At 37.5% G+C, this 12930-nt stretch carries 20 protein-coding genes and 5 tRNA genes; all 25 read left to right on the forward strand.

What is annotated here, in order from left to right:
• Position 1: 1 nt before the first annotated feature.
• A complete protein-coding gene (gene infA / locus JG738_RS01375) occupies positions 2–220 on the forward strand; it encodes a translation initiation factor IF-1 (protein WP_012081621.1) in 219 nt (72 codons plus the stop codon).
• A gap of 161 nt (positions 221–381) precedes the next feature.
• Entirely contained in the window at positions 382–495 is a 114-nt protein-coding gene (rpmJ, locus tag JG738_RS01380; protein WP_084275181.1) for a 50S ribosomal protein L36, read from the forward strand.
• A gap of 3 nt (positions 496–498) precedes the next feature.
• Positions 499–861: a 30S ribosomal protein S13 gene (gene rpsM / locus JG738_RS01385; RefSeq protein WP_084275182.1), complete on the forward strand. Its 363-nt coding sequence runs from the start codon at positions 499–501 to the stop codon at positions 859–861.
• Positions 862–872: 11 nt separating this feature from the next.
• The gene (rpsK, locus tag JG738_RS01390; protein WP_084275183.1) at positions 873–1262 is read left to right on the forward strand and encodes a 30S ribosomal protein S11; all 390 of its coding nucleotides are present in this window, start codon (positions 873–875) and stop codon (positions 1260–1262) included.
• Between the two features lie 55 nt (positions 1263–1317).
• A complete protein-coding gene (gene rpsD / locus JG738_RS01395) occupies positions 1318–1944 on the forward strand; it encodes a 30S ribosomal protein S4 (RefSeq protein WP_084275184.1) in 627 nt (208 codons plus the stop codon).
• Positions 1945–1994: 50 nt separating this feature from the next.
• Complete coding sequence (locus tag JG738_RS01400) at positions 1995–2993, forward strand: DNA-directed RNA polymerase subunit alpha (RefSeq protein WP_201337987.1); 999 nt, start codon at positions 1995–1997, stop codon at positions 2991–2993.
• A gap of 3 nt (positions 2994–2996) precedes the next feature.
• Positions 2997–3347, forward strand: coding sequence for a 50S ribosomal protein L17 (gene rplQ, locus JG738_RS01405; RefSeq protein WP_201337988.1), 351 nt, complete (start codon positions 2997–2999; stop codon positions 3345–3347).
• A gap of 108 nt (positions 3348–3455) precedes the next feature.
• A complete protein-coding gene (locus tag JG738_RS01410; RefSeq protein ID WP_084275187.1) occupies positions 3456–3770 on the forward strand; it encodes a NifU family protein in 315 nt (104 codons plus the stop codon).
• Positions 3763–4332: a hypothetical protein gene (locus tag JG738_RS01415; RefSeq protein WP_201337989.1), complete on the forward strand. Its 570-nt coding sequence runs from the start codon at positions 3763–3765 to the stop codon at positions 4330–4332. The genes JG738_RS01410 and JG738_RS01415 overlap by 8 nt, the downstream gene beginning before the upstream one ends.
• Positions 4329–5597 carry a UDP-N-acetylmuramoyl-L-alanyl-D-glutamate--2,6-diaminopimelate ligase gene (locus JG738_RS01420; protein ID WP_201337990.1) on the forward strand — a complete coding sequence of 423 codons (1269 nt, stop codon included), beginning with the start codon at positions 4329–4331 and terminating at the stop codon, positions 5595–5597. Before JG738_RS01415 ends, JG738_RS01420 begins: the two co-directional genes overlap by 4 nt.
• 109 nt (positions 5598–5706) lie before the next feature.
• Complete coding sequence (locus tag JG738_RS01425; protein ID WP_084275190.1) at positions 5707–6093, forward strand: ferredoxin; 387 nt, start codon at positions 5707–5709, stop codon at positions 6091–6093.
• Positions 6094–6095: 2 nt separating this feature from the next.
• Complete coding sequence (panD, locus tag JG738_RS01430; protein ID WP_201337991.1) at positions 6096–6461, forward strand: aspartate 1-decarboxylase; 366 nt, start codon at positions 6096–6098, stop codon at positions 6459–6461.
• Between the two features lie 7 nt (positions 6462–6468).
• Positions 6469–6780 (forward strand): YbaB/EbfC family nucleoid-associated protein, encoded by a 312-nt coding sequence (locus JG738_RS01435; RefSeq protein ID WP_201337992.1) that lies wholly within the window; start codon positions 6469–6471, stop codon positions 6778–6780.
• Positions 6781–7653, forward strand: coding sequence for a polyprenyl synthetase family protein (locus tag JG738_RS01440; protein ID WP_201337993.1), 873 nt, complete (start codon positions 6781–6783; stop codon positions 7651–7653).
• The gene (gene tkt, locus JG738_RS01445) at positions 7646–9586 is read left to right on the forward strand and encodes a transketolase (protein ID WP_201337994.1); all 1941 of its coding nucleotides are present in this window, start codon (positions 7646–7648) and stop codon (positions 9584–9586) included. Before JG738_RS01440 ends, tkt begins: the two co-directional genes overlap by 8 nt.
• Before the next feature lie 83 nt (positions 9587–9669).
• Positions 9670–9746, forward strand: a tRNA-Thr gene (locus JG738_RS01450).
• A gap of 30 nt (positions 9747–9776) precedes the next feature.
• Positions 9777–9862 (forward strand) — tRNA-Tyr (locus tag JG738_RS01455).
• Positions 9863–9866: 4 nt separating this feature from the next.
• Positions 9867–9943 (forward strand) — tRNA-Gly (locus tag JG738_RS01460).
• Between the two features lie 88 nt (positions 9944–10031).
• Positions 10032–10106, forward strand: a tRNA-Thr gene (locus JG738_RS01465).
• A gap of 88 nt (positions 10107–10194) precedes the next feature.
• Entirely contained in the window at positions 10195–11394 is a 1200-nt protein-coding gene (tuf, locus tag JG738_RS01470) for an elongation factor Tu (RefSeq protein ID WP_084275194.1), read from the forward strand.
• A gap of 40 nt (positions 11395–11434) precedes the next feature.
• Positions 11435–11587: a 50S ribosomal protein L33 gene (gene rpmG, locus JG738_RS01475; protein WP_084275195.1), complete on the forward strand. Its 153-nt coding sequence runs from the start codon at positions 11435–11437 to the stop codon at positions 11585–11587.
• Positions 11588–11625: 38 nt separating this feature from the next.
• Positions 11626–11701, forward strand: a tRNA-Trp gene (locus tag JG738_RS01480).
• Between the two features lie 15 nt (positions 11702–11716).
• Positions 11717–11896, forward strand: a complete 180-nt coding sequence (gene secE, locus JG738_RS01485; RefSeq protein WP_201337995.1) for a preprotein translocase subunit SecE — start codon at positions 11717–11719, stop codon at positions 11894–11896.
• Positions 11897–11908: 12 nt separating this feature from the next.
• The gene (gene nusG / locus JG738_RS01490; RefSeq protein WP_084275197.1) at positions 11909–12439 is read left to right on the forward strand and encodes a transcription termination/antitermination protein NusG; all 531 of its coding nucleotides are present in this window, start codon (positions 11909–11911) and stop codon (positions 12437–12439) included.
• Between the two features lie 18 nt (positions 12440–12457).
• Positions 12458–12883 carry a 50S ribosomal protein L11 gene (rplK, locus tag JG738_RS01495; RefSeq protein ID WP_084275198.1) on the forward strand — a complete coding sequence of 142 codons (426 nt, stop codon included), beginning with the start codon at positions 12458–12460 and terminating at the stop codon, positions 12881–12883.
• Positions 12884–12930 lie beyond the last annotated feature (47 nt).

Consider the following 12930-nt stretch of genomic DNA (forward strand, 5'->3'; position numbering starts at 1 on the left):
TATGGCAAAAGATGATGTGATTGAGGTTGATGGTATAGTTAAAGAGGCATTGCCAAATGCAATGTTTCGCGTAGAGTTAGAAAATGGGCATGTAGTTTTATGCCATATTGCAGGTAAGATGCGCATGCACTATATCAAAATACTTCCTGGTGATAAAGTAAAAGTAGAATTGACACCATATAGCCTTGATAAAGGCCGCATAACTTTTAGATATAAATAAGCTTAAATTAAGCAATTCTTAAGTATAATTACATCCCTTTTTGGAAACTGTGGGAAGAATCTTTGTAAGATGTGGCACTGTTCTTACAAGGATTGGCTTGGGTGGCTCATCAAGCCTACGCGTGCCGTTTACAAGTGCCAAATTTTTTAAGGAGTATTCTTATGAAAGTAAGACCATCTGTAAAGAAGATGTGCGATAAGTGCAAAATCATTAAAAGAAAAGGCGTAGTAAGAGTAATCTGCGTCAATCCAAAACATAAACAAAGACAAGGATAGTACATGGCGAGGATAGCAGGTGTAGATCTTCCTAAAAATAAAAGAATAGAGTATGCTCTTCCTTATGTATATGGAATTGGGCTCACAACATCAAGAAAGATACTTGATGCTGTAGGTATCAGTTATGACAAAAGAGTTTATGAACTTACTGAAGATGAAGTGGCAAGCATCAACAAGCATATCCGAGAAAACTATATGGTTGAAGGGGATTTGCGACGTAAAGTTGCTATGGATATAAAAGCTTTGATGGATATTGGATGCTATAGAGGCCTTCGCCATAGACGTGGACTTCCAGTAAGAGGGCAGAAAACTAAAACTAATGCGCGAACACGCAAAGGTAAGAAAAAAACTGTAGGTGCAAAGTAAAGGACTGATAGATGGCAAAAAGAAGAGTTAGAAAAAAGGTTGTTAAGAAAAATATAGCCAGAGGTGTTGTCTATATTAACGCTACATTTAACAACACTGTTGTAACTGTTACAGATGAAATGGGAAATGTTATTGCATGGAGTAGTGCTGGTAGCCTTGGATTTAAAGGGAGCAAAAAATCTACTCCTTTTGCAGCACAGCAAGCTGTTGAAGATGCGATGACAAAAGCTAAAGAGCATGGCATCAAAGAAGTGGGTATCAAAGTACAAGGCCCAGGAAGTGGTAGAGATACCGCTGTAAAAAGTGTAGGAGCAATTGAAGGTATTAAGGTGCTCTTTTTCAAAGATATCACACCTTTACCACACAATGGATGTAGACCTCCAAAAAGAAGAAGAGTCTAATTTAAAACGGCACGCCACACAAGAAGCTAAAATATTTTTGAGTTAGGAGACATAGATGGCAAGATATAGAGGTCCGGTTGAAAAGATTGAAAGACGTTTGGGTGTTAGCCTGGCGCTTAAAGGTGAAAGAAGACTTGCTGGCAAAAGTGCACTTGACAAAAGGCCTTATCCGCCAGGACAGCATGGACAAAGAAGAAGTAAAATTAGTGAATATGGATTGCAACTTCGTGAAAAGCAAAAAGCAAAGTTTATGTATGGTGTTGCTGAGAAGCAATTTAGAAACCTGTTTAAAGAAGCGAACAGAATGGAAGGTAATACGGGGGAGAACCTTATTAAGCTTCTTGAGCAAAGACTTGATAATGTAGTATATCGTATGGGTTTTGCGACAACAAGAAGATTTGCACGACAACTTGTAAACCATGGTCATGTACTTGTAGATGGAAAACGGGTAAATATTCCTTCATATAGAGTAAAACCTGGACAAAAAATTGAAATCCGCGAAAAGAGTAAAAACAATCCTCAAATACAAAGAGCTCTTGAACTAACAAATCAAACTGGGATTGTGCCTTGGGTTGATGTAGATAAAGAGAAAGTATTTGGAATTTTTACAAGAATCCCAGAGAGAAGTGAAGTAGAGATTCCTGTCGAAGAGAGATTGATTGTAGAGCTATACTCTAAATAATAAATAGCTCCGAGCTCTGCTCGGGAAAAATTCACAAAAGAGAGTAGGCAATGAATAGAATAAAAGTAACACCATCGGTTCCAACAAATCTTGAAGTAGAGAAGATAAAAGAGAATCACATTCGACTGAATGTATATCCATATGAGAGCGGATATGCAATTTCTATTGCACATCCTCTAAGACGACTACTATTGAGCAGTACAGTAGGATATGCACCTGTTGGAATCAAAATAGAAGGTGTACAACACGAATTTGATAGCGTCAGAGGTATGTTAGAGGATGTTGCTGAATTTATTATCAATCTTAAAAATATCCGTTTCAAAATCATAGATGAAGAAAAAGACAACGTTACTGTTTCGTTTTCGTTCTCTGGTCCAAAAGAGCTCTACGGAAAAGATCTATCTAATGATGAAATTGAAGTGGTGACTCCAGATAATTTTTTAGCAACCCTAAATGAAGATGCACAGCTAAATTTTGAAGTTATTGTGAAAAAGGGAATAGGATATGTTCCAAGCGAAGCAATAAGAGAGTCTTTGCCAGAAGGTTTTATTCCATTGGATGCATTCTTCACACCAGTTAAAAAAGCTGTTTATACAATTGAAAATGTTCTCGTTGAAGATAATCCTAACTATGAAAAAATTGTTTTTGATATCGAAACAGATGGGCAGGTTGATCCTGTAAAAGCTTTAAAAATGGCTTTAGACGTTCTTTACAATCAACTTGCTATATTCAATAATGATATCACACTCATCGAAGGTGGAAGTGCGAAAAATGGTGCTCAAAATGAGCAGATATTTTTTGAAAAAATAGATGCTCTAGGACTAAGTGCACGTAGCTATAACTCATTGCAACGAGCAGGTGTAGAGTATGTAGGAGAACTCCTTCTTATGGATAAAGATGAATTAAAAAATATTAAAAATCTTGGCAAAAAATCTCTCGATGAAATTGAAGAGAGATTAGAAGATCTAGACGTGGATGTAGAGTCTATGACACCACAGATGAAGTCCACTATTGCTGAGAAGATACAACAGATAAAATCTAAAGGATAAGTCATGAGACATAAGCATGGATATAGAAAACTCAGTAGAACAAGTGCTCACAGAAAAGCACTTTTAAAAAATCTTGCTATAGCACTCATAATGAATGAAAAAATAGAAACAACTGTTGCGAAAGCAAAAACTTTGCGCAGTTATATAGAAAAGTTAGTTACTAAAGCACGTGTAGGTGATTTTAATGCTCACAGAGAAGTGTTTGCATATCTTCAAGATAAAGAAGCTACTAAAAAGCTTCTCAATGAAATTGCACCTCGATATAAAGAGAGAAATGGTGGTTATACTCGTATAGTACGTACGAGAGTCAGAAGAGGCGATGCATCACCTATGGCTTTTATTGAATTTGTATAATACTTCCGAGGCTTTTGCCTCGAAATTCTTGCACTATTGCAATTAAAAAATTTTTTTCAGCTACCTATAATAACAATTAAACTATATTCCTTCTAAAAAAGGCCTACTATGAGTTTACCATTTACTGATGAAGATCTCTATCCAGCAGTAGAGAGAGTGATAGAAAAATTAAAACCTATGCTAGCACTCGATGGAGGAGATATCAAGTTACTCGGTGTAAAAAATGGAAAAGTATTTGTGCAACTTGGAGGAGCATGTGTAGGGTGTAGTGCGGCTGGAAATACTCTCAAATATGGAGTAGAAAGACAGCTAAAAATTGATATTCATCCTGATATAGAAGTTGTCAATATACCACCTGGATATGAAGATCAATGGGAAGATATAGCAGCACAATATGAAGGAGACGAGCATAATAATGGATAAGAAGAAGCTTTTGCAAAAAGCTGCAGAGAGTTTTATGAAAAAAAATTTTCAAGTATCATTGCAAAACTATAATAGCGTTTTACAATTAGAGCCTACAAATAAAGAGGCACATCTAGGTGTTATACTATGTGATCTAGCAAGTGAAGATGAGGAGGAAGCATTAGCACTTTTTGATTTTTACATTATTCTCAAAGAAGAGGGTGAAGAAGAACCAGAAAAACGTGTATTAGAAATGTTAAAAACATTAGAAGATTCGCAAAGAAGTTTTGTAGAAAGTTTTGAAAATGAAAATTCAACTGTTGCAATGGAGGGAATCACGTACAAAGATTTTAAAGAAATTGTTGCAAATAGAGGAAGTTTCAAGCGAGCTTTTGAAGATATTATGTTTAGTACCAAAGTTATTATTACACAAAAAAATGATTTTTTCGATTTTATAGAAAATCTCATAGAAAATGGATTTACCGATATAGTCTATAGCTACCTAGAAGATGCTTCTAAGCTCTATCCAACCGATGAGAAATTACAAGAGTTTTTTGAAAAGCTTCATAGTGAGAAAGCATGATAGTCGATTTTCATGGCAAAAAAATTACAGATAACACTGCTGAAATAAAAAATACTGATCTCTTCTTACTTACTGATCAAAATAGAAAATATTTTTCTCATAGCTGCGAAACTATCACTCCAAAAGAGTTGATAGAAGAGTTGCAATTACAAAATATCAAAATTATAGGTGTGACAGGTACCAATGGAAAGACGACAACAGCTGCCGCAATATATTCATTGCTCAATGATCTAGGATTCAAAGCTGCACTGCAAGGGACACGAGGCTTTTTTGTTGCGGATGAACAGTTAGGCAATAAATCTTTAACAACACCTTCTATTTTGGAAACGGTATCGCATCTTTTTGCAGCAAAAAAGAGAGGATGTGATTATTTTTGCATGGAGGTGAGCTCTCATGCAATTGTACAAAACAGAATAGAAGGGCTCGATTTTTTACTTAAAGTCTTTACAAATATTTCGCAAGATCATCTTGATTACCATAAAACACTGCAAAACTATGTGGCTGCAAAAAGTGCATTTTTTGCAGATGAATCTACCAAACTTATCAACAAAGAGGATAAAAACCTTCAATATAATCTCAAAAATACTCGCACATATGCAGTTGAAGAGCCAGCAACATACCAGATTGTTGCTTACTCTTTAGAAAATGGCATAAGTGGAGTTATCCAGTTTGGTTCGCAAATGGCAGATTTCCATTCTTCCTTGCAAGGACTCTTCAATCTTTATAATCTCACTGCAGCTATTGGTGCAGTGCACATTGTTACGAATGAAGAATTGCAAAAGATTTGTGATGTAGTTGAAAATTTTGCTGGTGTGAAAGGACGCATGGAGGTTGTATCTACAAAACCTCTCATTATTATTGATTTTGCGCATACACCAGATGGCATGCAAAAGGTTTTCGAATCCTTCCCTGGCAAAAAAATCGTTGCAGTTTTTGGTGCCGGAGGAGAGAGAGATAGGGATAAGCGAGCAAAAATGGGAAATATAGCAAGTAGATTTTGTACAAGAATCTATCTAACGAACGATAATCCAAGAAGAGAAAACCCATCTACTATAATTGAGGATATTGCCCAGGGTATTAATACAGATGTACAAGTTGAAAAAATTGAAGATAGAAAAGAGGCAATTAAACGCGCTATAAAAAATCTCAAAAAAGATGAAATACTTTTAATATTAGGTAAAGGTGATGAAGAGTATATGGAAATAGAGGGGGAGAAAATACCTTTTAATGATAGAGAGATAGTCGAGCAAATAATAGAAAGTTAATGTTTGGAAGCTACTTAAGTAATTTATTTATTCTATATATTTAATGCATCTATGATGAATTATTGCTACAATTCAGACAAAAATTGTATTAATTAAAAAAGGAGCTAGTATGGGAATCCCTCAACCAACATTTTATATATTCAAGTGTGAGCAATCAGCACCTCCAGGCTTTCCAAAACCAAGCTGTGTGAGTGCAAATAATCCTGAAAGTCAACAACTTTTTCAACATTTAGCGCAAAAATTGATGGAAAAGGGTATCATTGCTGCAGTACAGCCTGTGCGTACAGGGTGCCTCAATAGATGTCAATTAGGACCAGTTATGCTTGTAGAGCCTGGGCACTATATGTATGTTGGGTTAGATAAGGAAAAAATTGATAGAATTATAGAAGAGCATATTATTGGTGGAAATCCAGTCCAAGAGTATTTAATTCCAAAAGAGTATTGGGATGAGCCAATGAGTATAGCTGATGTTATTAAAATGGCAGGTGGAGCGTAAGAATGCAAATAGAGATGCTCTATAGCAAAATACATCGTGCGACAGTGACAGATGCCAACTTAAACTATGTTGGCTCCATCACTATCGATGAAGAGCTTATGGAGGCAGCAAAACTTCGTGTTGGCCAAAAGGTTGATATTCTCAATATCAATAACGGTGAGCGCTTTCAAACCTATGTTATTAAAGGTGAGCGAGGAAAACGCGAAATTTGTCTCAATGGCGCTGCAGCAAGAAAAGCGCATCCAGGAGATAAAATCATTATAGTGGCATATGCATATATGAGTGAGGATGAATTAACTCATTACGAACCAACGATAGTGCTTGTAAATGAAAATAATGATATCGATGAAATAATCAACTATATGTGAGGAAAAAATGTTCGACAAACTCAATCTCTCAGAACTTGGAAAAATGTTTGAAGAGATACAAGAAAAAGCGAAAAAAGTGCAAGAAGAGAGTGAAAAAAAAGAGTTTACTGCAAAAAGTGGTGGTGGGCTTGTAAAAGTGACTGCAAATGGAAAAGGTGAAATAATAGATATCTCGATTGATGATTCACTTCTTGAAGATAAGGAGTCTTTGGAAATTTTACTCATTAGTGCAATTAATGATGTGCTCAAGATGGTAGAAGAAGAGAAAAAATCAATGGCAATGAATCTAATGAACCCTGATCTTTTTGGACAGAAATAGATGGACCTAGCCGAAGTTTTTGAAAAACATCTCCAAAAAAATCTTATTGACATTCAAACTTATCACCCTTATTATAAAGAAGCCCTCAATTTTATGCTACAAGCTGGTGGCAAACGGTTTAGACCAGTATTGCTTTTAAGTGTGGTCAAAGCCGCAAATCCCTTACTGATTCCTTCTGCACTAGATGCTGCTTTGGCGATTGAAATACTTCATACATATTCATTGATTCACGACGATCTTCCCGTAATGGATGATGCAGATCTTCGCAGAGGCAAACCAACGCTACATAAAAAATTTGATGAACTAACAGCTGTTCTTGTTGGAGATGCACTCAATACTCATGCATTCTATATTCTTGCAAAAGCAGCGTTGCATAATGATGTGAAGATAAAACTTGTACAAATTTTAAGCTTTAATGGTGGCGTGCATGGAATGGTGCATGGACAGATTCTTGACTGCCATTTTGAGGGTAAGAAACTAACACTCGAAGAGCTTAAAACTCTCCATAGGAATAAAACTGCAAAACTTATAGCCGCTTCATTAGAAATGGGGGCAGTAATTGCAAATCTTGGTGAAGAGATTGAAAAGAGCCTCTATGATTTTGGTTTACAATTAGGGTTGCTGTTTCAAATTCAAGATGATATTATTGATGAGATAATGAGTGAAGCAGAAGCAGGGAAAACTACGAAAAATGATGCTTTAAAAAACTCGTTTGTAAATCTCTTAGGACTTGAAGGCGCCATTAAAGAAGCAGATGCACTTGCAAAAAAAATAGAAGAAGATCTTGGCACCGTTCCAGCAAATGTTCAAGAAGAATTAAAAAAGCTTTTACAACAATATCTTTATAGACACAAAAAGGAAAGTAATGGATAAAAAGATGTTCAAAAAAATGGCTGATACGATAAGATTCTTGGGTCTTGATATGATCCAAAAGGCAAATAGTGGCCATCCTGGTGTAGTGTTAGGACTCGCAGATATTGCAGTTGTGCTTTCACAGCACCTTCGTCACAATCCGAAAAATCCCAAATGGCTTAATCGCGATCGTCTTGTATTTAGTGGAGGACATGCAACAGGGCTTATCTATTCGCTTCTGTATCTTTGGGGATATGATGTAACGCTTGAGGATCTCAAAGAGTTCCGACAGTTTGGAAGCAAAACACCAGGTCACCCAGAATATGGACATACTCCTGGAGTTGAAATAACAACTGGCCCTTTGGGACAAGGTGTAGCGAATGCTGTCGGTATGGCAATGGCGAGCAAGTATGCTGCACGTCTTCTCAATACAGAAACAACAAAAATTATAGATCACAATGTCTACTGCCTGTGTGGTGATGGAGACTTGGAAGAGGGAATTAGTTATGAAGCGTGCGCATTAGCAGGAAGATTTGAACTTGATAATTTAATAATGATTTATGATAGTAACCACATTACAATTGAGGGTGATACTTCTTTAGCATGGAATGAAGATGTCAAAAGGCGATTTGAAGCGCAAAACTGGGATGTTACTGAAGTTAATGGACACGACTATGAGGATATAGATGCAGCGTTGCGCTGGGCGAAAAAACGTAAAAAACCGGTACTCATTATTGCTCATACGACAATAGCGAAAGGAAGCTGCAAATATGAAGGAGATCCGCACTCTCATGGAGCACCCCTCGGTGAAGATGATATTCGCTGCGCTAAAGAAAAAGCTGGATTTCCACCTAATGAGCAGTTTTATGTACCAGAAGATGTATTAGTACGTTTTCGCTGTGCAGTAGAAAAAGGGGAGCTTGCCGAGCGAGAGTGGAAAAAACTTATCACGGAGTCTCCATACAAAGAGCAAAATGAGATTTTAGAGAGACTGCAAAATCCAGATTTTGATGCAATCGAGTGGCCAGAATTTGAGGCAGGAAGTATGATTGCAACGCGTGATAGCAATGGAAAAATTCTCAATGCGATTGCAAAAGCACTACCTGGATTTGTAGGGGGGAGTGCAGACCTAGCTCCATCAAATAAAACATATTTGCAAGGTATGGGAGATTTCCCAGATGGAAAAAATTTTCACTTTGGAGTGCGTGAGCATGCTATGGGAGCGATTTGTAACGGAATGGCAGCGTATGGTTTGCTCATACCATTTAATGCAACATTTTTTGTTTTTAGTGACTATCAAAAAGCCGCTGTACGTATAGCAGCACTTTCAAAACTTAAAAACTACTTCATCTGGACACATGATAGTATAGGTGTAGGTGAAGATGGACCAACGCACCAACCAATCGAGCAATTAACTACGTTTAGAGCTTTGCCACAGTTTTATACATTTAGACCTGCTGATGCAACAGAAAATGTGGAGTGCTGGAAAGTAGCTTTGCAACTGGATAAGCCGTGTGGATTTGTTCTAAGCCGCCAAAAACTTAAAACTCTTAAACCTGAACGAGATTTTGGAGAGCCAAGCTTTGGGGGATATATCATCAAAAAACGGGATAATGCAGTAATTACACTTATAGCAACAGGTAGTGAAGTGATGTTAGCACTACAAGCAGGCTGCCATTTAGAAGAAAAAGGTATTAATGCAAATATCGTCAGTATGCCTTGTATGGAGCTCTTTTTAGAACAAGACAAAGAGTATCAGGATAGTGTCGTTGATCCTAAAACAAAAGTGCTAGCAATAGAAGCGGGTGCAGGAATTGAATGGTATCGCTTTGCAGATGATGTAATAAGTATGGAAAATAGATTTGGTGCTAGTGGAAAAGCAGATGTTCTATTTAAAGAGTACGGGTTTACAATAGAAAATATTATTATAAAAGCACAAAGTCTTCTAGGATAGCCGATGGCTATCCAAATTTTTTTTTCAAAAACTCTTGACACATAAAAAAATCTCTTGTATAATTCCACTCGTTATCAATCAACGCCGGTGTAGCTCAGTTGGCTAGAGCAGCTGATTTGTAATCAGCAGGTCGGGGGTTCGAGTCCCTTCACCGGCTCCATTTAAAATTTCAGCGTTTGACCAGTAAAAGGGTGGGATACCCAAGCGGCCAACGGGGGCAGACTGTAAATCTGCTGGCTTTCGCCTTCGGAGGTTCGAATCCTCCTCCCACCACCATTTTGCGGGAGTAGCTCAGTTGGCTAGAGCATCAGCCTTCCAAGCTGAGGGTCGCGGGTTCGAGTCCCGTCTCCCGCTCCATATAAACTGGGAGCTGAACTAAATGTAGCTACAACTCCTACTTTAGTTTTGCTTCCAATTTATATTTTACAATAAACCGATATGCTATGCCCAGATAGCTCAGTGGTAGAGCACTTCCTTGGTAAGGAAGAGGTCGGCGGTTCAATCCCGCTTCTGGGCTCCATTCACTGCAGCTAGCGAGCATATTTGTTTTTGGGTGGTAATTTGGATATAATTAGCCCGCAATTTTAATTACAAACGGAGGAAAAGCAATGGCAAAAGAGAAATTCGTCAAAACCAAGCCTCACGTCAACATCGGTACTATTGGCCACGTTGACCACGGTAAAACAACTTTGACAGCTGCTATTACTGCTGTTTTGGCAGAAAAAGGTTATGCAGAAAAAAGAGATTATGATCAAATCGATAATGCACCTGAAGAGAGAGAAAGAGGGATTACTATCGCTACTTCTCACGTAGAATATGAAACAGATAAAAGACACTATGCTCACGTTGACTGTCCAGGGCACGCTGACTACGTAAAAAACATGATCACTGGTGCTGCGCAGATGGATGGAGCCATTTTAGTTGTATCTGCTGCTGATGGTCCTATGCCACAAACTCGTGAGCACATCCTACTTGCACGCCAAGTTGGTGTTCCTTATATCGTTGTATTCTTGAATAAAGAAGATATGGTAGACGATCCTGAACTTCTTGAACTTGTTGAGATGGAAGTAAGAGAGCTTCTCAATGAGTATGACTTCCCAGGAGACGATGTTCCTGTAATTGCTGGTTCTGCACTTAAAGCGCTAGAAGAAGCAAAAAATGGTGAAATTGGTCCTTGGAGTGAAAAAATCCTTAAGCTTATGGAAGCAGTTGATGAGTATATTCCAACTCCAGAGCGTGATATCGATAAACCATTCTTGATGCCAATCGAAGATGTTTTCTCAATCTCTGGACGTGGTACTGTTGTTACAGGAAGAATTGAAAGAGGTGTTGTAAAGGTTGGTGATGAAATCGAAATTGTAGGTCTTCGCCCAACTCAAAAGACAACTGTTACTGGCGTTGAGATGTTTAGAAAAGAGCTAGATCAAGGTGAAGCTGGTGACAACGTAGGGGTACTTCTTAGAGGTACTAAAAAAGAAGAGGTTGAAAGAGGTCAAGTTCTTGCTCAACCAGGAACAATCACACCTCATACAAAATTTGAAGCAGAAATTTACGTACTTACAAAAGAGGAAGGTGGACGTCATACACCATTCTTCAGCGGATATAGACCACAGTTCTATGTACGTACAACAGACGTAACAGGAACTATTACATTGCCTGAGGGCGTTGAAATGGTTATGCCTGGCGATAACGTAAAAATCAACGCTGAACTCATTGCACCAATTGCTCTTGAAGAGGGAACAAGATTTGCTATCCGTGAAGGTGGTAGAACTGTTGGTGCAGGTGTTGTAAGTAAAATTATCGAATAATATTTGGGGCTTGTGCCCCTTTTTATAGCAAGGGCTGATTATGAGAGATAAAATTCATTTGGCATGTGAAAAGTGTGGAAGAAGAAATTACCATACAACCAAAAACAAAAAAACGCATCCAGAAAAATTTGAAATAAGAAAATATTGTAAATTTTGCAAAGAGCATACGCTCCATAAAGAAGCAAAACTATAATTTTAGAAGAGGGTTTTTCCCTCCTTCGTTTTAAATATAGGGCAGTAGCTCAGTTGGTAGAGCAACGGTCTCCAAAACCGTTGGCCGGGGGTTCGAGTCCCTCCTGCCCTGCCATATCTAAGGAAAAATATGGAAAAGTTTATACAGTATTTACAAAATGCTCGCAATGAGATTCAAAAAGTTATTTTTCCAACTAAAGAGCAAATTAAAAACGCTTATATAGCTGTATTTATAGTCGTTTCAGTCGTTGCGCTCTTCTTGGCTATAGTTGATGGGGCAATGTCTTTTATCCTGTCACATATAATGTAATTAAGGAATTTTATGGCACACAAGTGGTATGCAATTCAGGTTTATGCAGGAAGTGAAAAAGCTGTAAAAACCGCAATTGAAAATATGGCCAAAGAGCTGCATCTCGAAGACAAAATTAAAGAAGTTGTTGTTCCAACAGAAGATGTTATCGAAGTAAAAAATGGGAAGAAAAAGATAACTGAAAGAAGCATATACCCTGGATATGTTTTTGCAAATATTGATCTTGATACAGATCTTTGGCAAAAGATTCAGACATTGCCAAAAGTGTCGAGATTCATTGGTGAATCTAAAAAACCTACTCCTATTTCTGAAGAAGATGTAAAAAAGATTCTAGAGAAAACTGAGAAAAAAGGCGCTCCAAAACCAAAAATATCTTACGAACCAGGAGAAGTGGTACGTATTACAGAAGGTCCATTTGCTAACTTTACAGGAGTCGTTGAAGAGTATGATATGGAGCATGGGAAGTTGAAACTCAATGTTTCTATATTTGGAAGAAGTACTCCTGTAGAAATACTCTATACGCAAGTTGAAAAGATTATCTAAGTTAAAGAAAGGAAGAAAATGGCAAAGAAAATAGTAGACCAATTTAAACTGCAAATTCCGGCTGGTAAAGCCAATCCATCACCTCCAGTTGGTCCAGCCCTTGGACAGCGTGGTGTGAATATTATGGAATTTTGTAAAGCTTTTAATGAAAAAACAAAAGATATGATGGGGTTTAATATCCCCGTTGTTATAACTGTATATAGTGATAGAAGCTTTACATTTGTTACAAAACAGCCCCCTGCAACTGACTTGATTAAAAAAGCTGCAGGTATTCAAAAAGGGAGTGATAACCCGCTTAAAAATAAAGTAGGCAAAATAACACAAGCACAACTTGAAGAGATTGCAAAAACAAAAATGCCTGATCTTAACACTACTGATATAGAAGCTGCAAAGCGCATTATTGCAGGTAGTTGTAGAAGTATGGGTGTTGAAATAGTAGATTGATCCCAACCACTGGATCTCAAATAAAGTGGTAGCAAAAAAATTATGCG

It is taken from the genome of Nitratiruptor sp. YY08-26, assembly GCF_016593215.1.
Classification (GTDB): domain Bacteria; phylum Campylobacterota; class Campylobacteria; order Campylobacterales; family Nitratiruptoraceae; genus Nitratiruptor; species Nitratiruptor tergarcus.

Excerpts from the sequence above, each read along its gene's own strand:
- infA (WP_012081621.1), top strand. The coding sequence starts at position 2 with ATGGCAAAAGATGATGTGATTGAGGTTGATGGTATAGTTAAAGAGGCA.
- rpmJ (WP_084275181.1), top strand. The coding sequence starts at position 382 with ATGAAAGTAAGACCATCTGTAAAGAAGATGTGCGATAAGTGCAAAATC.
- rpsM (WP_084275182.1), top strand. The coding sequence starts at position 499 with ATGGCGAGGATAGCAGGTGTAGATCTTCCTAAAAATAAAAGAATAGAG.
- rpsK (WP_084275183.1), top strand. The coding sequence starts at position 873 with ATGGCAAAAAGAAGAGTTAGAAAAAAGGTTGTTAAGAAAAATATAGCC.
- rpsD (WP_084275184.1), top strand. The coding sequence starts at position 1,318 with ATGGCAAGATATAGAGGTCCGGTTGAAAAGATTGAAAGACGTTTGGGT.
- JG738_RS01400 (WP_201337987.1), top strand. The coding sequence starts at position 1,995 with ATGAATAGAATAAAAGTAACACCATCGGTTCCAACAAATCTTGAAGTA.
- rplQ (WP_201337988.1), top strand. The coding sequence starts at position 2,997 with ATGAGACATAAGCATGGATATAGAAAACTCAGTAGAACAAGTGCTCAC.
- JG738_RS01410 (WP_084275187.1), top strand. The coding sequence starts at position 3,456 with ATGAGTTTACCATTTACTGATGAAGATCTCTATCCAGCAGTAGAGAGA.
- JG738_RS01415 (WP_201337989.1), top strand. The coding sequence starts at position 3,763 with ATGGATAAGAAGAAGCTTTTGCAAAAAGCTGCAGAGAGTTTTATGAAA.
- JG738_RS01420 (WP_201337990.1), top strand. The coding sequence starts at position 4,329 with ATGATAGTCGATTTTCATGGCAAAAAAATTACAGATAACACTGCTGAA.
- JG738_RS01425 (WP_084275190.1), top strand. The coding sequence starts at position 5,707 with ATGGGAATCCCTCAACCAACATTTTATATATTCAAGTGTGAGCAATCA.
- panD (WP_201337991.1), top strand. The coding sequence starts at position 6,096 with ATGCAAATAGAGATGCTCTATAGCAAAATACATCGTGCGACAGTGACA.
- JG738_RS01435 (WP_201337992.1), top strand. The coding sequence starts at position 6,469 with ATGTTCGACAAACTCAATCTCTCAGAACTTGGAAAAATGTTTGAAGAG.
- JG738_RS01440 (WP_201337993.1), top strand. The coding sequence starts at position 6,781 with ATGGACCTAGCCGAAGTTTTTGAAAAACATCTCCAAAAAAATCTTATT.
- tkt (WP_201337994.1), top strand. The coding sequence starts at position 7,646 with ATGGATAAAAAGATGTTCAAAAAAATGGCTGATACGATAAGATTCTTG.
- tuf (WP_084275194.1), top strand. The coding sequence starts at position 10,195 with ATGGCAAAAGAGAAATTCGTCAAAACCAAGCCTCACGTCAACATCGGT.
- rpmG (WP_084275195.1), top strand. The coding sequence starts at position 11,435 with ATGAGAGATAAAATTCATTTGGCATGTGAAAAGTGTGGAAGAAGAAAT.
- secE (WP_201337995.1), top strand. The coding sequence starts at position 11,717 with ATGGAAAAGTTTATACAGTATTTACAAAATGCTCGCAATGAGATTCAA.
- nusG (WP_084275197.1), top strand. The coding sequence starts at position 11,909 with ATGGCACACAAGTGGTATGCAATTCAGGTTTATGCAGGAAGTGAAAAA.
- rplK (WP_084275198.1), top strand. The coding sequence starts at position 12,458 with ATGGCAAAGAAAATAGTAGACCAATTTAAACTGCAAATTCCGGCTGGT.